We start from the raw sequence: 16,575 nt of genomic DNA on the forward strand, positions 1-16,575 counted from the left end.
ATCCAGCCTGCATGGCACTATGTACGAAACAGTTAGTTTGTCAACGCCATGCGCCGCCGATGGGGAGTCCATGTCCGATCCGAAACCGAGCCGAAAGGACCGACCGCCGCCGAAGCGACCGCAGGATCCAGACGGGACGCGGCGCGACATCCTGGATACGGCGCTGCGCGAATTCGCCATGAACGGCCTGTCGGGAGCGCGCATCGACGAGATCGCCGCGCGGACGAAGTCCTCAAAACGGATGATCTACTACTATTTCGGCGACAAGGAGGGTCTCTACCTTGAGGCGCTGGAGAACGCCTATCGTACGGTGCGGGAGGGCGAGGCGAAGCTGGAGACCGAAGGCCTGCCCCCGCCGGAGGCCCTGCGGCGGCTGGTGGAATTCACCTTCGACCACCACCACGAGCATGAGGATTTCATCCGCATGGTGATGATCGAGAACATCCATCATGGCCAGTACCTAGAGCGGTCCGACGTCATACGGGGACTGAATGTCACGGCGATCGACAACATTGCCTCCATCTATCGCCGCGGAGTCAATTCAGGCGATTTCCGGCCGGGATTGGATCCGCTCGAACTTCACTGGCAGGTCAGCGCCCTGTGCTTCTTCAACGTCTCCAATCGGGCGACCTTCTCCAGCATCTTCGGCCGCGACATGGGGGCGCCGAACGAGCAGGCGAAGCTCCGCGAGAGCACCGTCGAGATGGTGCTTCGTTTCGTCTCGCGGTGAAGAACGTGTCGGTCGCTTGGTGGGATCGCGGTAGGACACCAACTCATAAACGGGTAGCGGTTCGCGGCGAAGGATGATTCAAGCTCCGAAAGGAGTTTGGCATGTCTCAACGCCGCTACGAACTGACCGATTTCGAATGGTCGGTCATCGAACCGCTGCTTCCCAACAAGCCGCGTGGCGTGCCGCGGGTCGATGATCGCAGGGTGCTGAACGGCATCTACTGGCGTTTGAGGACGGGATCGCCCTGGACCGATATCCCGGAGCGCTACGGCCCGGAACCACGTGCTACAATCGCTTTGTGCGCTGGCGCAAGCTGGGCGTTTGGGGCCGCATCTTCGAGGCGGTCTCGACCGCTTACGACGGTGACCTGCAATCCGTCGATTCCTCATCCATCAAGGTCCACCAACACGCCAGCAACGTCCGGCGGCCAAAAAAGGGGGTGCCGAGACCGCCGGCCTGGCACGATCCGGCACCGTCTGCATGGGGCGTTCGCGAGGAGGATTGACCACCAAGATCCACGCTCTCGTCGATGCGGCCGGCCTGCCGGTGAAGCTGAAGCTCACCGCCGGACAGGCCCATGATGGACGCAGCGCCGCCGACATGCTGAGCGGGATCGGTTCGGGCCAGGCGCTGTTGGCGGATGCGGCCTACGACAGTGACGCATTGCGTCGGCAGATGAAGGCCCAAGGCGGGTGGCTCTGCGCCAAGCCGGTGTCCTACCGGCGTCAGAAGCCGCCCTTCAGTCGCTGGCTCTACCGCTTCCGAAACGTCGTCGAGCGCTTCTTCAACCGCATCAAACACTGCCGCGCCATCGCAACGCGCTACGAAAAGCACGACGACAACTATCTCGCACCACTTCGATATAACCCAGCCCTCGTTGCGACGACTGATGAGAGAACCCAAGGTCCCGGCGCGCATGATGAAGGCAGAAAGATCAAGCTTGGCCAAGGCGATTGGAGAACATGGGACACCATCCCACCGACTTTCTCGAATCGACCGCCGTTTCGCGATGACGACGTCGATTACGTCAGGGCTTTACGCCAGGAGGACTGACTACTAGTGTCGACATAGTCGCCATCGAACTCTACGTGGCGTCTTGCTTGAACGCCCCCCACCAGGAGTATCCGAGTGTCCGGCCTTCACTATCAAATCACCGGGACCGGCCCGCTTCTGCTGCTGCTCCATCCGGTCGGCCTAGATTCGCGGTTCTGGGGTGCCATCCCCGATGCACTTGCTCAGAGGAATCGGGTCGTGACCATCGACTTTCGCGGCCACGGCAAATCGCCCGATGCCTACCGTCCGGGCCGCATGGAGACGCATGTCGATGACATAGTGCGGCTTATGGGTGAATTCGAGGCCGGACCCGCAGCCATTGTGGGCATCTCCTTTGGCGGCATGGTAGCGCAGAACCTGGCCTGCCGGCGGCCCGATCTGGTGTCGGCCCTGGTGCTTGCCGCCTGCCCTGGCGTCATTCCGCAGACCGCGCGTTCCGCGATTCTGAAGCGTGGCGCGGACGCGGAGAGTGGCGGCATGAAATCGGTGGTCGACGGGACTCTGTCGCGCTGGTTCACGCCGGATTATCTGTCGACAGAAGCGGTCGCTGATGTGCGTGCGCGGTTGCTCGCGGATTCACCTGCGAATTGGGCCGCGACCTGGGAAGCGGTGTCCGAGCACGACGCGCTCGCAGAACTTGAAGCGATTCGCGCGCCGGCACTGCTTCTTGCCGGCGAACTCGACGAGGCGACGCCGCTAGAAGCCAAGCGTGCGCTAGCGGCGGCGATTCCCGGCAGCCGGCTGGAGATACTCGCCGGCGCGCCGCACATGATGCAGATCGAATGCGGAGCCCGCCTTTCCGCATCGCTCAGCACCTTCATCGGTGAGCTGGCGGAGGGGGAGCGATGAATCCTAAGAACGGTTTGCTGCTCGTGCTGGTCGATCCCGCGCCCTCGCTCGAGGAGGAACTAAATGCCTGGTACGATAGCGAGCATCTGCCGGAGCGCGCGTCCCTACCCGGTTTCGTATCGGCACGGCGCTTCACTTCGCTCGGCGATGGCCCGCAATATGCGGCGCTTTACGATCTCCGCGATCTCGGGGTCCTCGAATCATCGGCCTATCTTGCTGTGTCAGGCGCTAATTTTAGCCCCTGGACCCGGCGTGTCACGGCCCTATCGCAACCTGTCCGGATCACGGCGCAGCAGGTCGGCGGACCAGTCGGGCCGACAGGCGAGGCGCCTCGGCTGCTGATCCTCAAGTTTCGCGGGACGACGTCCTTCGACGCTGCGGCCATCGCCGGCGGGCTCGAGGCCAACTTCGCAGGCCGCAGCACCTGCCGGACCTGGCGGGTGTTTGAAGGCGTTGGGCCCGAACCCGGTTTCATGCTGGCGCTTGTCGAATTCGGCGGTATCCACGTTCCCGAACTCGATCTGGAGGTGTTCGGTCCGTGCGCGCGGCGCATCGATATGGCGGCAAGCTACCGACCCTACCGCGGCTGAGCCGGCGCTCTGGTCGACGGCGAGTGCCATCGCCGGCGAAGAAATGTCTCGATCCGGTGGTTAGAGAGCGCACCCGGATTGGCATCATGCTCGGTGAAGAGAAGGCCGTGCGGCGGCGGTGCATGGTGTACCGGCCAGCAAAAAGCCTTCCGCTGGCCAGTTGGAGCATGACCACGTTCGACCCTTCGGCTGAGGCAATGCGGGCGATCGTCGGGGAATGAAGCATGCCGAAGCCAGCCGCAGGCAGCGGTTCGGCCATGGCGCCGAGTCCTATGAATGCCGTCCGCTGGAAATCGGCCTCACCGCCATCGAATTAATGTCGACACAATATAGGTCCTTATCTTTACGTATGGGAGTGGCGTCAAGGGTCGAAACTTAGCTCGGTCCAGGCGCTCCTCACCGAAGAGATGTCGTTTCAGGGGAAAGCCGGCGCCCCAACATGCGAGAGTTGATCTCTCGACCGCGCGCAAATCGATTGGTCCGTCACTCTTGCCGCGAACTGTCGGTATGAAACTCCGCCGAAGGAAAGGGCCGTTCCAATTTTCTCCCACCAAAGTGTCGACACATGTTGACCTTTTCCAATCTGCGTGAAAAGCTGCCCTTATGACGAAGCCCCGGTCTAAACCTCGACCGCCCGGGCAAAAGGAGGAAATGCATGTCAGCACTCATGACTGGGAGCATGGAGTATCTCCGCCGGCCGCTGATCCGGAACATCCAGTCCGGCGACCGCGCGCTCGTGCTGACCGACACGGCGCACGACCCGCGTGTCTGGCAGGCCGTGATGAGCATCTTGCAGGAGATCGGCGCTGAGGTGACCGTCGCGCTGTTCGAGCGACGCCCGGCCGACTATTACGATCCGCCGTCCGCCGTCTGCGAGGCAATGATGAAGTCGGACGTCAACATTCTGCTCGCCTCGACCGGCATGCTTCACTCGCCTGCGAGTTTCCGCGCCATGGAAGCGCGTATCCCGTCAATCTGCATGGATGGCGGAATGACGCTCGAATGGTTCCAGTCAGGCGCCGTTACCGAGGATATGAAGCAGGTTATGGTGCGCAAGCACTATGTCGCCAAGGATATTTTCGGCGCCGACGCGAAGGAATGCCGCGTTACGTCGCGCTACGGCACCGACTTCACATACCGCGTCGACGACCGCATTTTCGTACCGCCTTTGCCTGGCAAGAATTTCGACCCCTACAAGATCGTCGACTTCGACAAGGACGAGAACCGCAAGGGCGGCAATCTCTACTATTACCTGTTCCCCACCGGCGAATTCAACGTCGCCCCGATCGAGGGAACCGCGAACGGCAAGCTGGTGATCGACCTGACCATGCACCATATCGGGCGGCTTGAGGATCCGATCGAACTGCATGTCGAGAACGGCCGCGTCATAAGGATCGAAGGCGGCGCCTCTGCCCGCGTCCTGCGCGACTATCTCGTCGAGTATGGCGACGAGAACGCCTATATGTGCCCGGCCGAGGCCTCGATCGGCGTCAATGCCAAGGCCCTGATCCGCGGCGTTCAGCGCGAGGACAAGAACGTCTATGGCGCTATGCATTTCGGCCTCGGCACCAATATCGATGTCGGCGGTTCGATCCGGTCCAAGATTCACATGGACGGCGTGATCCTCGAGCCGACACTCTACGTCGACGGCGACGTGCGCATGGAGGATGGTCGCTTCCTGCGGCCGATCGAGGGCAATGGCTGATGCCTGCCGATAGCAGAACGCACGTCGCGGCGCGACCAACCTGCCGCGACGGACCGGACCGCGAATGCGCAAGCGCGGCATCTGGACTCTACCCTTGTTGCGCTGGACCGACTGGGAGGATACGGAATGCTTCGGACGATTAGGAACTTTGCACTGGCGCTTGCCGCGTGCAGCGGAATGACCGCGACGGCAAACGCAGAGACGGTGCTGAAATGGGGCGAGCATCTGCCTCAATGCTGCTCGATGTATGCGGCTGCCGCGCAATGGGCAGTAGACGAGACCGCTAAGCGCTCCAACGGCGAGCTAAAGATCGACATCAACTTTGGTGGCGTGCTCGCCACCGTCGGCGAAATTCCGAGCGCCGTAGAGAACGGCGTCATCGATATGGGCAACTTGGTCACCCCCTACTTCCCCGACCAGTTCGTCATCAACAATGCCATTCCGTTCTTCTGGCCCCAGCCGAAGAGCCAGCAGCAGCTCGGCGAACTGATGCTCAAATGGCATGAGGAAATTCCTGCTTTCGGCGATGAACTGGCGAAGTACAAGCTGAAGCTGATTGCCGTGCGGCCGCTCCCCCCCTACGGCCTGATCTGCAACAAGCCGATCCGCACGCTAGAGGACTTCAAGGGCAAGCGTGTTCGCTCCTATGGCGTCGCTCTGCCCGCCATGCTCGAGGCGCTTGGCGCGGTTTCGGTCGGCATGCCCGACGTCGAGGCCTATGAGGCGATGAGCAACAACATTCTGGACTGCTCGGCTGCCGATATCGCACTGGTCGACGCCTTCAAGCTCAACGAAGTCGCCAAGTACTTCATCGACGTTCCGATGGGCGCTTCGTGGGGCCACATCATTGTAATGAACACCGACAAGTACGCTTCGCTGACGGACTCCGAGAAGAAGGTCATCGACTCGCTCAAGGGCGATCACCTGACCGAATTGCTCAAGCTGTTCCGCGCCAAGGAAGACGAACTCAAGGCGCAATGGACCGCCGACGGCAGCGTCGAGATCATCAAGTTTCCGGCCGACGAATTCCTCAAGGCGACGCTCGGCAGCCCGAAGGTTCAGGCCGTCCGCGACAGCTGGAAGGATCGTGCCATCGCCGCCGGCATGCCGGCCGCCGACGCCGAGCGCGTCGTCAACGAAATCAACAACTGATTGAGTTGGGCGGGCGCGATTCGGGTCGCGTCCGCCATTTCTGCCAGGTCGGGAGGGCCGCTCGTGCACGACACATTCCTCAGGATCTATGGCTACTACGGCAGGATATTGTGGGCGTTTGCACTTCTCGCGGGCATCCTGACCTTCGCCATCATGTGCGTGATCGACGCCAACGCGCTGACCCGCAAGCTGTTCAACTGGCCGCTGCCGGCGGCGCTTGAGATTACCCAGGAACTGCTGGTCGGCGCGATCATGCTGCCCTTCGCCTTCACCCTGCTCAAGCGCGAGCATGTCAGCACCGTGTTCCTGACCTCGCGGCTGTCGTCCGGTTCCCGCCGCTGGCTGCATCTGCTGTGGGCAGTGGTCGGCCTGCTCCTGTTCGCAGCAGTGACCTATGGCACCTTCCAGTACGCGCTCCGCTCGTTCCGGATGAACGAACAGATCTGGGGCGCCACGATCCAGTTTGCCGTCTGGCCGGCCAAGATGGCAGTGAGCCTCGGCACCCTGCTGATCACTATCCAGTTTCTGCTCGACGCGCTCGGCTTCGCGCTCATTCCCGATTTCCGGGACCACGACGAAGAGAACGCGGAGCTGCACGGTAATGTCTAGTCTCAGCATTGGATTCGCCGGAGTCTTTTTCCTGCTCGCATCAATCCTGTTCGGTGCGCCGATCATGGTGGCGCTGACGGGCGTCGGTTTCGTTGGCCTGATCCTGCTCAGCAATTTCGCGGGCGCCATCTCGATCCTCGGGACGATTTACTATTCGGTAGTCAGCAGCTTCCATTTCAGCGTCATCCCGATGTTCTTGCTGATGGGCTTCTTCGCCATGCGCGCCGGCATCGGTGGCGACCTCTTCGACGCCTGCACCAAATGGCTGGGACGACTGCCCGGCGGCCTGGCGCTGGCCAGCACCGGAGCGGCGGCGGCGTTCGGCGCTGCCTCCGGCTCGAGCGTCGGAACGGCGACGCTGTTCACCAAGCTGGCCCTCCCGGAAATGATCAATCGCGGCTACGACCGAGGCTTCGCCGCGGCCTCGATCGCCGTCGCCGGAACACTGGCGGTGCTCATCCCGCCGAGCGCGCTGATGGTCGTCTACGGCATCCTGACAAACTCCTCGATCGGCAAGCTTCTGATAGCCGGCATCGTGCCCGGCATCATCTTCGCGGCGATCATCGCTGCCACCATCTTGATCGTCGCCCTGGTCGATCCGGAGAAGGCTCCGGCCGACGACCGTCTCTACAGTTGGCGCGAACGGCTGTGGTCGCTGCGCATGGTCGGGCCGTTGTTCCTGGTCATCGTCATCATGCTCGGCGGCCTTTATGGCGGGGTCTTCACGCCGACCGAGGCCGGCGGCATCGGCGCCCTCGTCACTTTCGTCATGGCGGTCGTGCGGCAGCGCGGGTTCGGCGGCATCGAACTGGGCCGCACCCTGCTCGACACCGTCGTACTGACCGCGATGATCTTTTCCATCATCATCGGCGGACTGCTGTTCGCGCGCTTCCTCGCCCTGAGCGGCGTGTCCGGCGCCATCCAGAGCGTCCTCATCGACGGAGGCTTCCGGGTGTGGACCGTGGTGGCCATCGTCACCGTCCTCTATCTGGTTCTTGGCATGCTTATGGACGCCCCGTCGCTGCTCGCGATATCGCTGCCGATCACGCATCCGGTGATGATCGGCCTCGGTTTCGATCCGCTGTGGTTCGGCGTCTACGTCATCGTCCTCGCCGAGATTGGCGCCATCACGCCGCCGGTCGGCATCAACTGTTTCGTGGTCAAGGGGGCCGCTGGCAACCTGGTCAGCCTGGAGGAAATCTTCACGGCTCTGACCCCCTTCATCGTCGCCTCCTTCGTCATGCTCGCGATCATGCTGCTGTTTCCGCAGGTCGCCCTCTATCTGCCGAGCCTCATGTAATGGAACCACATTCCCGATCATCTATCGCCGAGACGGTCCTCAGCCCTCCGTATGCCGGCATTCGCGTCCTCGACATGACCCATGCGCTCGGCGCCTATGCCGGACGGCTGTTCGCTGATTTCGGCGCCGAGGTCGTCCGCGTCGAGCCCCCGGGCGGCCTTGCCGACCGACGCCTGGTCGCCGATGGCATACCCGGCGCGCGGGCGCGCTTCCTGTTCCTCAATGCTGGCAAGCGCAGCGTCGAGATCGATCTCGATGACGAAGATCGCCGGATCGCCCTGTCACGACTGGCGGGCGGGGCACAGATCATCCTTGTCGAGCGTGACGGCCCGTTCTACGACCGCATCGGCGAATTGCAGGCGATGGCGGCGGGCGCCGTGATCACCGCGATCTCGCCCTTCGGCATGACCGGGCCGCTCGCCGACGCCCCAGCCAGCGACCTGACGCTTCAGGCCGCCGGCGGCATCGCCTGGATGTCGGGACGCATCGAGGACGCGCCGCTCAGCCTGCCCTTCGACCAAGCGACCATGGTCGCTTCCGTCTACGCGGCCACGGTGACCGCGATCGCGCTGGTCGACAGCGAGACCACTGGCGCAGGTCATCTGATCGACGTCTCGGCGCAGGAGTGCATCGCGCATTCGCTGCAGAACGCGATCCAGGTCTGGGACCTGGAGCAGCGCATTTCGATCCGCGGCGGCATCGGCACGCGCGACGCCACCGAGGACATCTTTCCGTGCGCCGACGGATTCGTCTTTTTGGCGGCGCCGCTGGCGCTCGGCGCCTCGTTCCGCGCGCTGGTGGGCTACATGAAGGACAACGAGCATCCGTCCGGCGAGCGCCTTTCCGAACCGCGCTGGCAGGACCGCGAATGGCGGCTGACAAGAGAAGCGCGCGATGCGTTCCGCGCCATCTTCACCGATTTCGTTGTGGACATCGACCGCGAGACCCTTACGCGGGAGGCGATTGCCCGACGCATAGTGCTCGGCCCGGTCAGTCGTGTCTCGGACATCTTCGACGATCCGCAATTGGCCTACCGCGAATTCTTCACGCAAATGCGCGTCGACGGCGACGGCTACATCCGCTTTCCTGGAGCGCCCTACCGCACGACGCCGCAGGTCTGGCGCGCCGGCGTCGCGCCGCGGCTGGGTGAACACGGCAAAACCATCGCGGGGGTCGCGCCATGAAGCCGCAGTTCCTCAAGGGCGTACGCTTCGCCGACCTGACCTGGGCCGGCGCCGGACCTTTCTGCACCAAGATCTTCTCGGATTTCGGCGCCGACGTCATCAAGATCGAAAGCGCGACGCGGCTGGATTCGGTGCGTACCGGCGGACCGTTCAAGGACCGCCGGTTTGGGGTCAACCGCAGCGGCTATTTCGCATCGCGCAACACCGGCAAGAAGAGCGTCGTGCTCGATCTCAAGTCGAAGGAGGGTAGGGCGCTTGCCTTCGACATCATCCGCCGCTCAGACGTCATTTCCAACAATTTCGGGCCTGGCGCCATGGACCGAATCGGCCTCGACTACGAGTCCGTGCGGGCCGTCAAGCCCGACATCGTCTACCTCTCCATGCCGATGTATGGCGAGGACGGTCCGCGCTCCGAACTGCTCGGCGTCGGCATGACCATCAGCGCGGTTACCGGCCTGATGTGGTCGACGGCATATCGTAAGGACGATCCGGTCGGCCCCGGCACGCATTATCCGGATCATGCCGCCAATCCCTATCACGCGGCCTTCGCCGTGCTGGCTGCACTGCGTCGTAGAAGGCTCACCGGCGAGGGCATGAAGATCGACCTGTCGCAGGTCGAATCGACTATCAACTTCATCGGATCGGCTGTCGTCGCCAGCGCCCTGGAGGGTGCAGACCGGCCGCAGATCGGCAACGCATCGGAGGCGATGGCACCGCATGGCATCTACCGCTGCGCCGGCGACGACGAGTGGTGCGCGGTGGCGGTGCCCGGCGATGCACAATGGCGCGCCCTTGCGGGGCTTCTCGGCCTTGCCGACGACGGTCGCTACGCCACCGCGGCTCTGCGGGTCGCCGCGTGCGGCGAACTCGACGCGGTGGTGGAGTCCTGGCTGGCATCGCGCACCGCCGACGAGGCAGCGGAGCAGCTGCGCGCGGTGGGAATACCGGCTGCACGCGTCGCCAGTGCGCGAAGTCTGGTCGAAGACGATCCGCAACTGCGCGCCCGCAGCTACTGGCAGCGCGTCGAGCATCCCGAACTAGGCAACAGCCTCTACGCTTCGCCGCCTTACCGAATCGATGGCGAGCGGGTCGAACTGTCGCGCCCGCCCCTGCTGGGCGAACATACGAGCGAGGTTCTCGGCGAACTGGTCGGCCGCTCGCAGGCCGAGATTGCTGAGCTCGAAACCCGTGGAGTCTTCAAATGAGCACTCGAGATCGCGTGGCTGCTGTGGTCGGCGTCGGCCACAGCGACTGGGTTTCGGACTGGCACCGGGTGCGCGCCGGCGAACGTCCCGACGACTGCTATGGCTACGCCGCCAGCGCCTTCCGCAACGCACTGGCTGACGCCGGCATGACCCGGGACCAGATCGACGGGCTGATCGTCGGCCCGACCACCGCCTATGAGCGGATGGCCGAGGTGCTGGCCATGAATGTCCGCTGGGGCGACCAGGCCGACGCGGTCCTCTCGGTGGTCCAGGCCTGCATGGCGATCGAAACCGGCCGCGCCGACGTAGTAGCGCTGACTTACGGCAACGACCAGCGCTCGGTCGGCACACAATATGGCGGGCCGCAGGCGATGGGCGGCGATGCCTTCCTCTCCTATATCTATCATGCGCCGTGGGGCATGACCTCGCAGGGAGCGCTCTACGCGCTGATGTTCAGGCGCTACGCCGAACTCAACGGCATCACCGAACGCGACCTCGGCCATGTCGCCGTGGCGCAGCGCGAGGGCTCGTCGCGTAACCCGAACGCCATCCAGCGCAAGCCGATCAGCCTCGAAGACTATATGGCCGCGCCCTACATCACCGAGCCGCTGCGGTTGTTTGATTACTGCCTGATCAACGATGGCGGCGTCGCGCTGATCATCGCCGAGGCGGGGCTGGCGAAAAGGCTGTCGCCGAGGCCGGTCTTCATCGAGGCGGTCGGGCGTTACGATCTCAACGCCGGGGCGACCAGCCTCGAGCCGCGCCTCACCGATTTCTACCGGCCCGCCCAGCAGGCCGTCGCCGAGCAGATCTTCGGCGGCACCGGGCTCGATCCGACCGACATTGACGTCCTGCAGGTCTACGACAGCTTTTCGGTCCATGTCCCGCTGGCCCTCGAGGGCTACGGCTATTGTGGGGTTGGCGAATCCGGAAAGTTCATGCGCGAGCAGGGCATCGGGCTGTCCGGCAGGCTGCCCACCAATACCAGCGGCGGCCATCTCTCGGAATCCTACATGCAGGGCTGGAACCATCAGATCGAATGCGTGCGCCAGGCGCGCGGCGAATGCGGAGACCGCCAGATCGCCGATTGCCGGCGCGTACACTACACCTCCGATGTTGCCGGCAAGGCCGTTTCGATCATCTACGGCGTTTGAGGAGAGCTTCTATGCAGACGCAGACCACGCCGCCGCGGGTTCTCGGCCTTTACAACGAGCCGTTCTGGGCGCTGCTCAAGAGCGAGGGACGTCTGCACCTACAGTGCTGCGCTGATTGCGGAACCTGGCGCTATCCGCCTGGCCCGGTCTGCCAGGCTTGCCTGTCGCCCCGTGCGGAGTGGAAGCCGGTCGGCGGCGGCGGTGAGTTGCTGTCCTGGGTGATCTTCCACAGGCAGTATCTGCCGGCCTATCCGGCGCCCCACAATGTCATCGCGGTCCGGCTCGACGAAGGCCCGACCATCATCAGCAATCTCGTCGACAACCCGCACGGCGAAGGCATCATCGGCAGCCGCGTCGAACTGACGGTGGTCGAGATGGACGACGGCGTGGCGCTGCCGCGCTTTCGGCGGTCGGTCTGACGCAAAGCGACAATCCAGGAGTACCCGCATGCCCATCGTCAAAGCCGTTCGCGTCCATGAATATGGGGGACCCGACAAGCTGCGCTACGAGGATGTCGAGGTTGGCGAGCCGGGTGCCGGCCAGGCCCGTGTCCGGCATACCGCGATCGGCCTCAATTTCGCCGACGCCCATAACCGCGAGGGGCGCTACCCCCTGCCCAGCCTGCCACATGTGCTGGGCGGCGAGGCAGCCGGCGTGGTCGAGGCGATCGGGCCCGGCGTCACCGATGTCAAGGTCGGCGATCGCGTCGCCTATGCCGCCGGCGGACCTGCCTTTCCGCCCGGATCCTATTCCGAGGCGCGACTGTTCGACGCGACGCGACTGGTGCTGCTTCCCGAGGAGATCGATGACGTCACCGCTGCCGGGATGATCGTCAAGGGATTGACCGCGCAGTACCTTCTCAAGAGCGTGTATCCGGTCGGTCCGGGCGACACCATCGTCGTTCACGCCGCGGCCGGCGGCGTCGGACAGATCCTCACGCAATGGGCGCACTACCTTGGCGCGCGCGTCATCGGCGTGGTCAGCACCCCGGAAAAGGCGCGCATCGCGCTGTCCAATGGCTGCACCCATGCCCTGATCTCGGGCGACGGCAACTTCGCCGAGCGGGTCCGCCAGCTGACCGCCGGCGAAGGCGTGCCCGTCGTTTTCGACGGTGTCGGCCGCGATACTTTCGAAGCGTCGCTCAACAGCCTGCGGCCGCGCGGCACGCTTGTCAGCTTCGGTACTGCCTCGGGACCTGTTCCGCCATTCGATCTGTTCACCCTCAACCGGCTCGGCTCGCTGAGCATCACCAGCGCCGCCTTCGCCTGGTTCGTGCGCAGCCGCGCCGAGCTTCTCTCGCGCGCCAGCGATTTGATGGACGTAGTGTTGCGCGGCGCCATCAAGGTGCAGGTCAACCAGACGTTCGCGCTCGCCGACGCCGCCGAGGCGCACCGCGCCCTGGAATCGCGCAACACCCAGGGCGCCAGTGTCCTAATCCCCTGAACGGCTTGCGGACGCGGCACGATGACCACGGCAGCTAAAGCGCGGCACATCCCGATCCGGCCGGAATGGCTGGCACAGCACGTCGAGGCGCCGATCGAGCCGGATTTCCCGATCATCGACGCGCACCATCATCTCTGGGACAAGCCTGGCGCCCGCTATCTCTTCGAGGAAATGGCGGCCGATCTCGCCAGCGGCCACAATGTGGTTGCCACCATCTCCGCCGAGGGCAAGACCGGTTTCTGGACGGGCGGGCCCGAGCATCTGCGGCCGGCTGGGGAGACGGAGATGATCGCGGCCCTCGCGCAGCGCTGCGTGGCGGAGACAGGAAGCAGGGTTCGGATCGCCGCCGGCATTGTCGGCTATGTCGATCTGTCCGTCGGCCAGGCCGCGGGCGACGCCCTCGACCGCCATGCCGAAGTGTCCGGCGGACGACTGCGCGGCATCCGCGACACTTCCGCCTGGCACGCCGATCCGGAAGCGCGCGGCTCAGTCATCCTGCCGCCCCCTGGCAAGCTCTACGATCCCGGCTTCCGCCGCGGTCTCGCTGAGCTGACTCGCCGCAACCTCGTCTTCGATGCCTGGATGTACCACACCCAGCTCAACGAACTGGCTGATCTCGCGCACGCGGCGCCCGACACGCGCTTCGTGCTCAACCATCAGGGCGGCCCGATCGGCATAGGCCCCTACGCCGGGCGGCGTGCCGAGGTGTTCGATGACTGGCTGTATTTCATGAAGAAGCTTGCCGGCTTCGACAACATCTCGGTAAAACTCGGTGGCTTTGGAATGCTGATGTCCGGTTTCCCGTTCGCCGAGCATCCGGTGCCGGCTGACTCCTCGCAGCTGGCCGACGCGTGGGCGCCCTATATGCGGGCCTGTATCGAACTGTTCGGCGCGGCGCGCTGCATGTTCGAAAGCAACTTTCCCGTGGATAAGGGAACTGCTTCCTATTGCACGGTGTGGAACGCGTTCAAGAAGATTGTCGCGGATGGTTCGCCCACCGAAAGGCATGAATTGTTCTTCGGCTGCGCGAACCGCACCTATGGCCTCGGATTGGAACTCGACGAAACAATTCCGCGAGCGGCGGGCTCGGAGGCGAGCGGGAGATGACGGCGATGGCACAGACTCCGATCAAGCGGCCAACCCGGCCCGCGCTGTCTGCCGCGAAGCCGGTCGCCGTCGGCGACTCCGGCGAAGGTTCCGGCGATCCGCGGATGATGGACCGCTCCACGTCGATGGCCCAGGCCCAGCATGTCATCCGCTCGATCGTTGCCAGCCGGCACGACCGCCCGTCGCTGGTAGCGCAGATCGCCTGCGAGGTCGGCGCCGAGATTGTCGAGGCCGTGATCCCCCCGGGGCATGATCTCAACACGGTCGAACTGGCGCGGCGCTACCAAACCAGCCGGACCCCGGTCCGCGAGGCGCTGATCCTGCTCGAACACGAAGGTCTCGTCGACATCCCGCCGCGCCGCCGGCCGCGCGCGCATCTCCACACTCTGACCGAGGTCAGCGAGGTTTACCGCACCCGCACCGTTCTTTTCGAGCTGATGGCCATCGACACCGCCAAGCGCGCCACCGAGGCCGACATCGAAACTCTCCGCGCCATTTTGGCGCGCATGCAGCGCGCTGCGGATCTCGGCGACGTCACGGCATTTTCCTGGCTGAGCGTCGAATTCCACGACACCGATACGCGCCTATCCGGCAATGCCACTGCCAAACGCATACATGATTCGCTGCTGTTGCGCAGCCTGTCGATCCGCCGCCTGAGCCTTTCCCAGCCTTCGCGCATGCGCAAGTCCATGGAAGACCACACTCAGCTGGTGAAGGCCTATGAAAACCACGATTCCAATCTGGCCGGGGCGATTTTGCGCGGCAACCACACGGCGGCGCTGGTCAGCCTGGAAAACTACTTCCAAAGAGTCGGCACGCTGAACCTTCCCTACCGGCCGGTCGATGACAATGTGCCGGACGCCCGCTAACGATGGCGCCGCCGTGCACGCTTCTTCGCTGAGTTTTACCGAGGCAGGCGCCGCGGGCGGGCTTGTCCTGCTGCTGATACATCCGATGGGTGCCGACAGCCACTTCTGGGATGCTTGCAGCGTTTTCCTGCAGCAGCGTCACCGCTGTATCGCCGTTGACCTGCGCGGCGCCGGCGGCTCGCCGGCGTCGGGCCGGCCGATCTCCGTCGATGCGCATGCACGCGACCTGGCAGCGCTCGTGGCCGTTCGCGGGGCCGGAAAGGTCGTGCCTGTCGGGTGCGCAGTCGGCGCGATGGTCGCCACCGCATTTGCTGGCCTGCATCCCGAGCTCTGCGACGCGCTCGTGCTTTCAAACCCCGGCTACCGCACACTGACCTCCGCACGCGTCATGCTGTCGGAACGCGCCGACCGCGTGCGCCGCGAAGGGATGCGGGCGGTAATGCCGGGCGCTGTCGACAATGCCTTCGTAGGATTTGAGGACGAAGCTCGCCTGAAGGACTATGCGAGACGCTTCGCGGCGCAGGACCCGGTCGGCTACGCCTTACAGATCGAAGGCATGCTCGATGCAGACATCTCGTCACACCTGCAGGCGATTCACTGCCCAGTCCTCATCCTCGCCGGCGGCCGCGACGGCTTGCTGCCGCCCGAACATGCGCACGACATCCATCGTCACCTGGCAACGGCCGAGTTCGTCGAGATCACTGACGCTGCGCACTTCATTCCCTACCAGCGGCCGGAGCAATTCTCCGGCACAGTGATCGAATTCCTCGACCGCGTTACAAAGGATACCGACTGAATGCCCGACACCGTAAAACCGCACCGTCCAATTATCATTACTGGCGCATCGCGCGGTATCGGCGCGGCGACGGCGCGGCTCGCGGCGGAAAGGGGCTATAGCGTCTGCGTCAATTATCTGCGTTCGCGCGCCGAAGCCGAGGCCGTTGTTGACGAAATCGAGTCGCTCGGCGGTGCGGCCTTCGCCTTCCGTGCGGATACTTCGGTCGAAGCAGAGGTGCGCGATCTGTTCGACGCCACCGCCGGGCGCTTCGGCGGGATTGAAGCGCTCGTCAATAGCGCTGGCATCATGGGCGGGCCAACGCGCCTCGACGGGCTTTCGGCGCAGGAAATGGTGCGGCTGTTTGAGATCAACGTGTTTGGCTGCATCCTGTGCTGCCGCGAGGCGGTGCGGCGCATGTCGACCGGCAATGGCGGCAAGGGAGGCAGCATCGTCAACGTGTCCTCCGTCGCTGCGACCAACGGCAGCTCCGGCGAACGCGTGCACTACGCCGCCAGCAAGGGCGCGGTGAACAGTTTTTCGGTCGGACTGTCGCGCGAGGTGGCGCGCGAGGGCATTCGTGTCAACTTGCTCAGCCCCGGGCTGACCCGCACCGCGCTCAATCCACCCGAGCGACTGGCGCGTCTGGAAGGAACCGTTCCGATCGGCCGGGTCGCCGAGCCTGCCGAGATCGCGCGGGGCATCCTTTGGCTGCTTTCCGCAGAAGCCGACTACTGCGTCGGCGCGAACGTCGTCATGTCCGGCGGCAGATAGGCACATCGCAGTTCGTGGAAAACATGATTGCGGACGGCACTTCGACTACTCATCGCCGGTGCCGGTTCCGCTTCTT

General features: G+C 64.2%; 16 protein-coding genes and 1 pseudogene. All 17 read left to right on the top strand.

Translation table 11 applies throughout. The annotated features are described in order from the left end of the window. Positions 1-70 precede the first annotated feature (70 nt). The 17 genes and pseudogenes from ABGN05_RS14330 to ABGN05_RS14410 all read left to right on the top strand — a co-directional run bounded on the left by ABGN05_RS14330 (position 71) and on the right by ABGN05_RS14410 (position 16,499). Positions 71-730 carry a TetR/AcrR family transcriptional regulator gene (locus tag ABGN05_RS14330; RefSeq protein ID WP_367954712.1) on the top strand — a complete coding sequence of 220 codons (660 nt, stop codon included), beginning with the start codon at positions 71-73 and terminating at the stop codon, positions 728-730. A gap of 101 nt (positions 731-831) precedes the next feature. Next, positions 832-1,591 (top strand): annotated as a pseudogene (locus tag ABGN05_RS14335) (IS5 family transposase); the annotation flags it as partial. Positions 1,592-1,858: 267 nt separating this feature from the next. Further along, complete coding sequence (locus ABGN05_RS14340) at positions 1,859-2,632, top strand: alpha/beta fold hydrolase (protein ID WP_367954713.1); 774 nt, start codon at positions 1,859-1,861, stop codon at positions 2,630-2,632. After that, positions 2,629-3,222, top strand: coding sequence for a hypothetical protein (locus ABGN05_RS14345; RefSeq protein WP_367954714.1), 594 nt, complete (start codon positions 2,629-2,631; stop codon positions 3,220-3,222). The genes ABGN05_RS14340 and ABGN05_RS14345 overlap by 4 nt, the downstream gene beginning before the upstream one ends. Positions 3,223-3,877: 655 nt before the next feature. Continuing rightward, complete coding sequence (locus tag ABGN05_RS14350) at positions 3,878-4,927, top strand: aminopeptidase (RefSeq protein ID WP_367954715.1); 1,050 nt, start codon at positions 3,878-3,880, stop codon at positions 4,925-4,927. Between the two features lie 126 nt (positions 4,928-5,053). Further along, positions 5,054-6,079, top strand: coding sequence for a TRAP transporter substrate-binding protein DctP (dctP, locus tag ABGN05_RS14355; protein WP_367954716.1), 1,026 nt, complete (start codon positions 5,054-5,056; stop codon positions 6,077-6,079). A 63-nt stretch (positions 6,080-6,142) separates the two neighbouring features. Then, complete coding sequence (locus tag ABGN05_RS14360; protein WP_367954717.1) at positions 6,143-6,688, top strand: TRAP transporter small permease subunit; 546 nt, start codon at positions 6,143-6,145, stop codon at positions 6,686-6,688. Continuing rightward, positions 6,681-7,988, top strand: a complete 1,308-nt coding sequence (locus tag ABGN05_RS14365) for a TRAP transporter large permease (RefSeq protein ID WP_367954718.1) — start codon at positions 6,681-6,683, stop codon at positions 7,986-7,988. The genes ABGN05_RS14360 and ABGN05_RS14365 overlap by 8 nt, the downstream gene beginning before the upstream one ends. Further along, entirely contained in the window at positions 7,988-9,172 is a 1,185-nt protein-coding gene (locus ABGN05_RS14370) for a CoA transferase (RefSeq protein WP_367954719.1), read from the top strand. The genes ABGN05_RS14365 and ABGN05_RS14370 overlap by 1 nt, the downstream gene beginning before the upstream one ends. Beyond that, the gene (locus ABGN05_RS14375) at positions 9,169-10,377 is read left to right on the top strand and encodes a CaiB/BaiF CoA transferase family protein (protein ID WP_367954720.1); all 1,209 of its coding nucleotides are present in this window, start codon (positions 9,169-9,171) and stop codon (positions 10,375-10,377) included. The genes ABGN05_RS14370 and ABGN05_RS14375 overlap by 4 nt, the downstream gene beginning before the upstream one ends. Next, a complete protein-coding gene (locus ABGN05_RS14380) occupies positions 10,374-11,531 on the top strand; it encodes a thiolase family protein (RefSeq protein WP_367954721.1) in 1,158 nt (385 codons plus the stop codon). The genes ABGN05_RS14375 and ABGN05_RS14380 overlap by 4 nt, the downstream gene beginning before the upstream one ends. 11 nt (positions 11,532-11,542) lie before the next feature. Further along, positions 11,543-11,950: a Zn-ribbon domain-containing OB-fold protein gene (locus tag ABGN05_RS14385; RefSeq protein ID WP_367954722.1), complete on the top strand. Its 408-nt coding sequence runs from the start codon at positions 11,543-11,545 to the stop codon at positions 11,948-11,950. Positions 11,951-11,984: 34 nt separating this feature from the next. After that, positions 11,985-12,974 (top strand): quinone oxidoreductase family protein, encoded by a 990-nt coding sequence (locus ABGN05_RS14390; RefSeq protein WP_367955136.1) that lies wholly within the window; start codon positions 11,985-11,987, stop codon positions 12,972-12,974. A 21-nt stretch (positions 12,975-12,995) separates the two neighbouring features. After that, positions 12,996-14,081: an amidohydrolase family protein gene (locus ABGN05_RS14395; protein WP_367954723.1), complete on the top strand. Its 1,086-nt coding sequence runs from the start codon at positions 12,996-12,998 to the stop codon at positions 14,079-14,081. Then, on the top strand, positions 14,078-14,950 hold the full coding sequence (locus ABGN05_RS14400) for a GntR family transcriptional regulator (protein WP_367954724.1): 873 nt from the start codon (positions 14,078-14,080) through the stop codon (positions 14,948-14,950). The genes ABGN05_RS14395 and ABGN05_RS14400 overlap by 4 nt, the downstream gene beginning before the upstream one ends. Before the next feature lie 13 nt (positions 14,951-14,963). Further along, entirely contained in the window at positions 14,964-15,746 is a 783-nt protein-coding gene (locus tag ABGN05_RS14405) for an alpha/beta fold hydrolase (RefSeq protein WP_367954725.1), read from the top strand. Then, positions 15,747-16,499, top strand: a complete 753-nt coding sequence (locus ABGN05_RS14410) for an SDR family oxidoreductase (protein WP_367954726.1) — start codon at positions 15,747-15,749, stop codon at positions 16,497-16,499. The last annotated feature ends 76 nt before the right edge of the window (positions 16,500-16,575 follow it).

The sequence above is a fragment of the Aquibium pacificum genome (assembly GCF_040839445.1).
Taxonomy (GTDB): domain Bacteria; phylum Pseudomonadota; class Alphaproteobacteria; order Rhizobiales; family Rhizobiaceae; genus Aquibium; species Aquibium pacificus.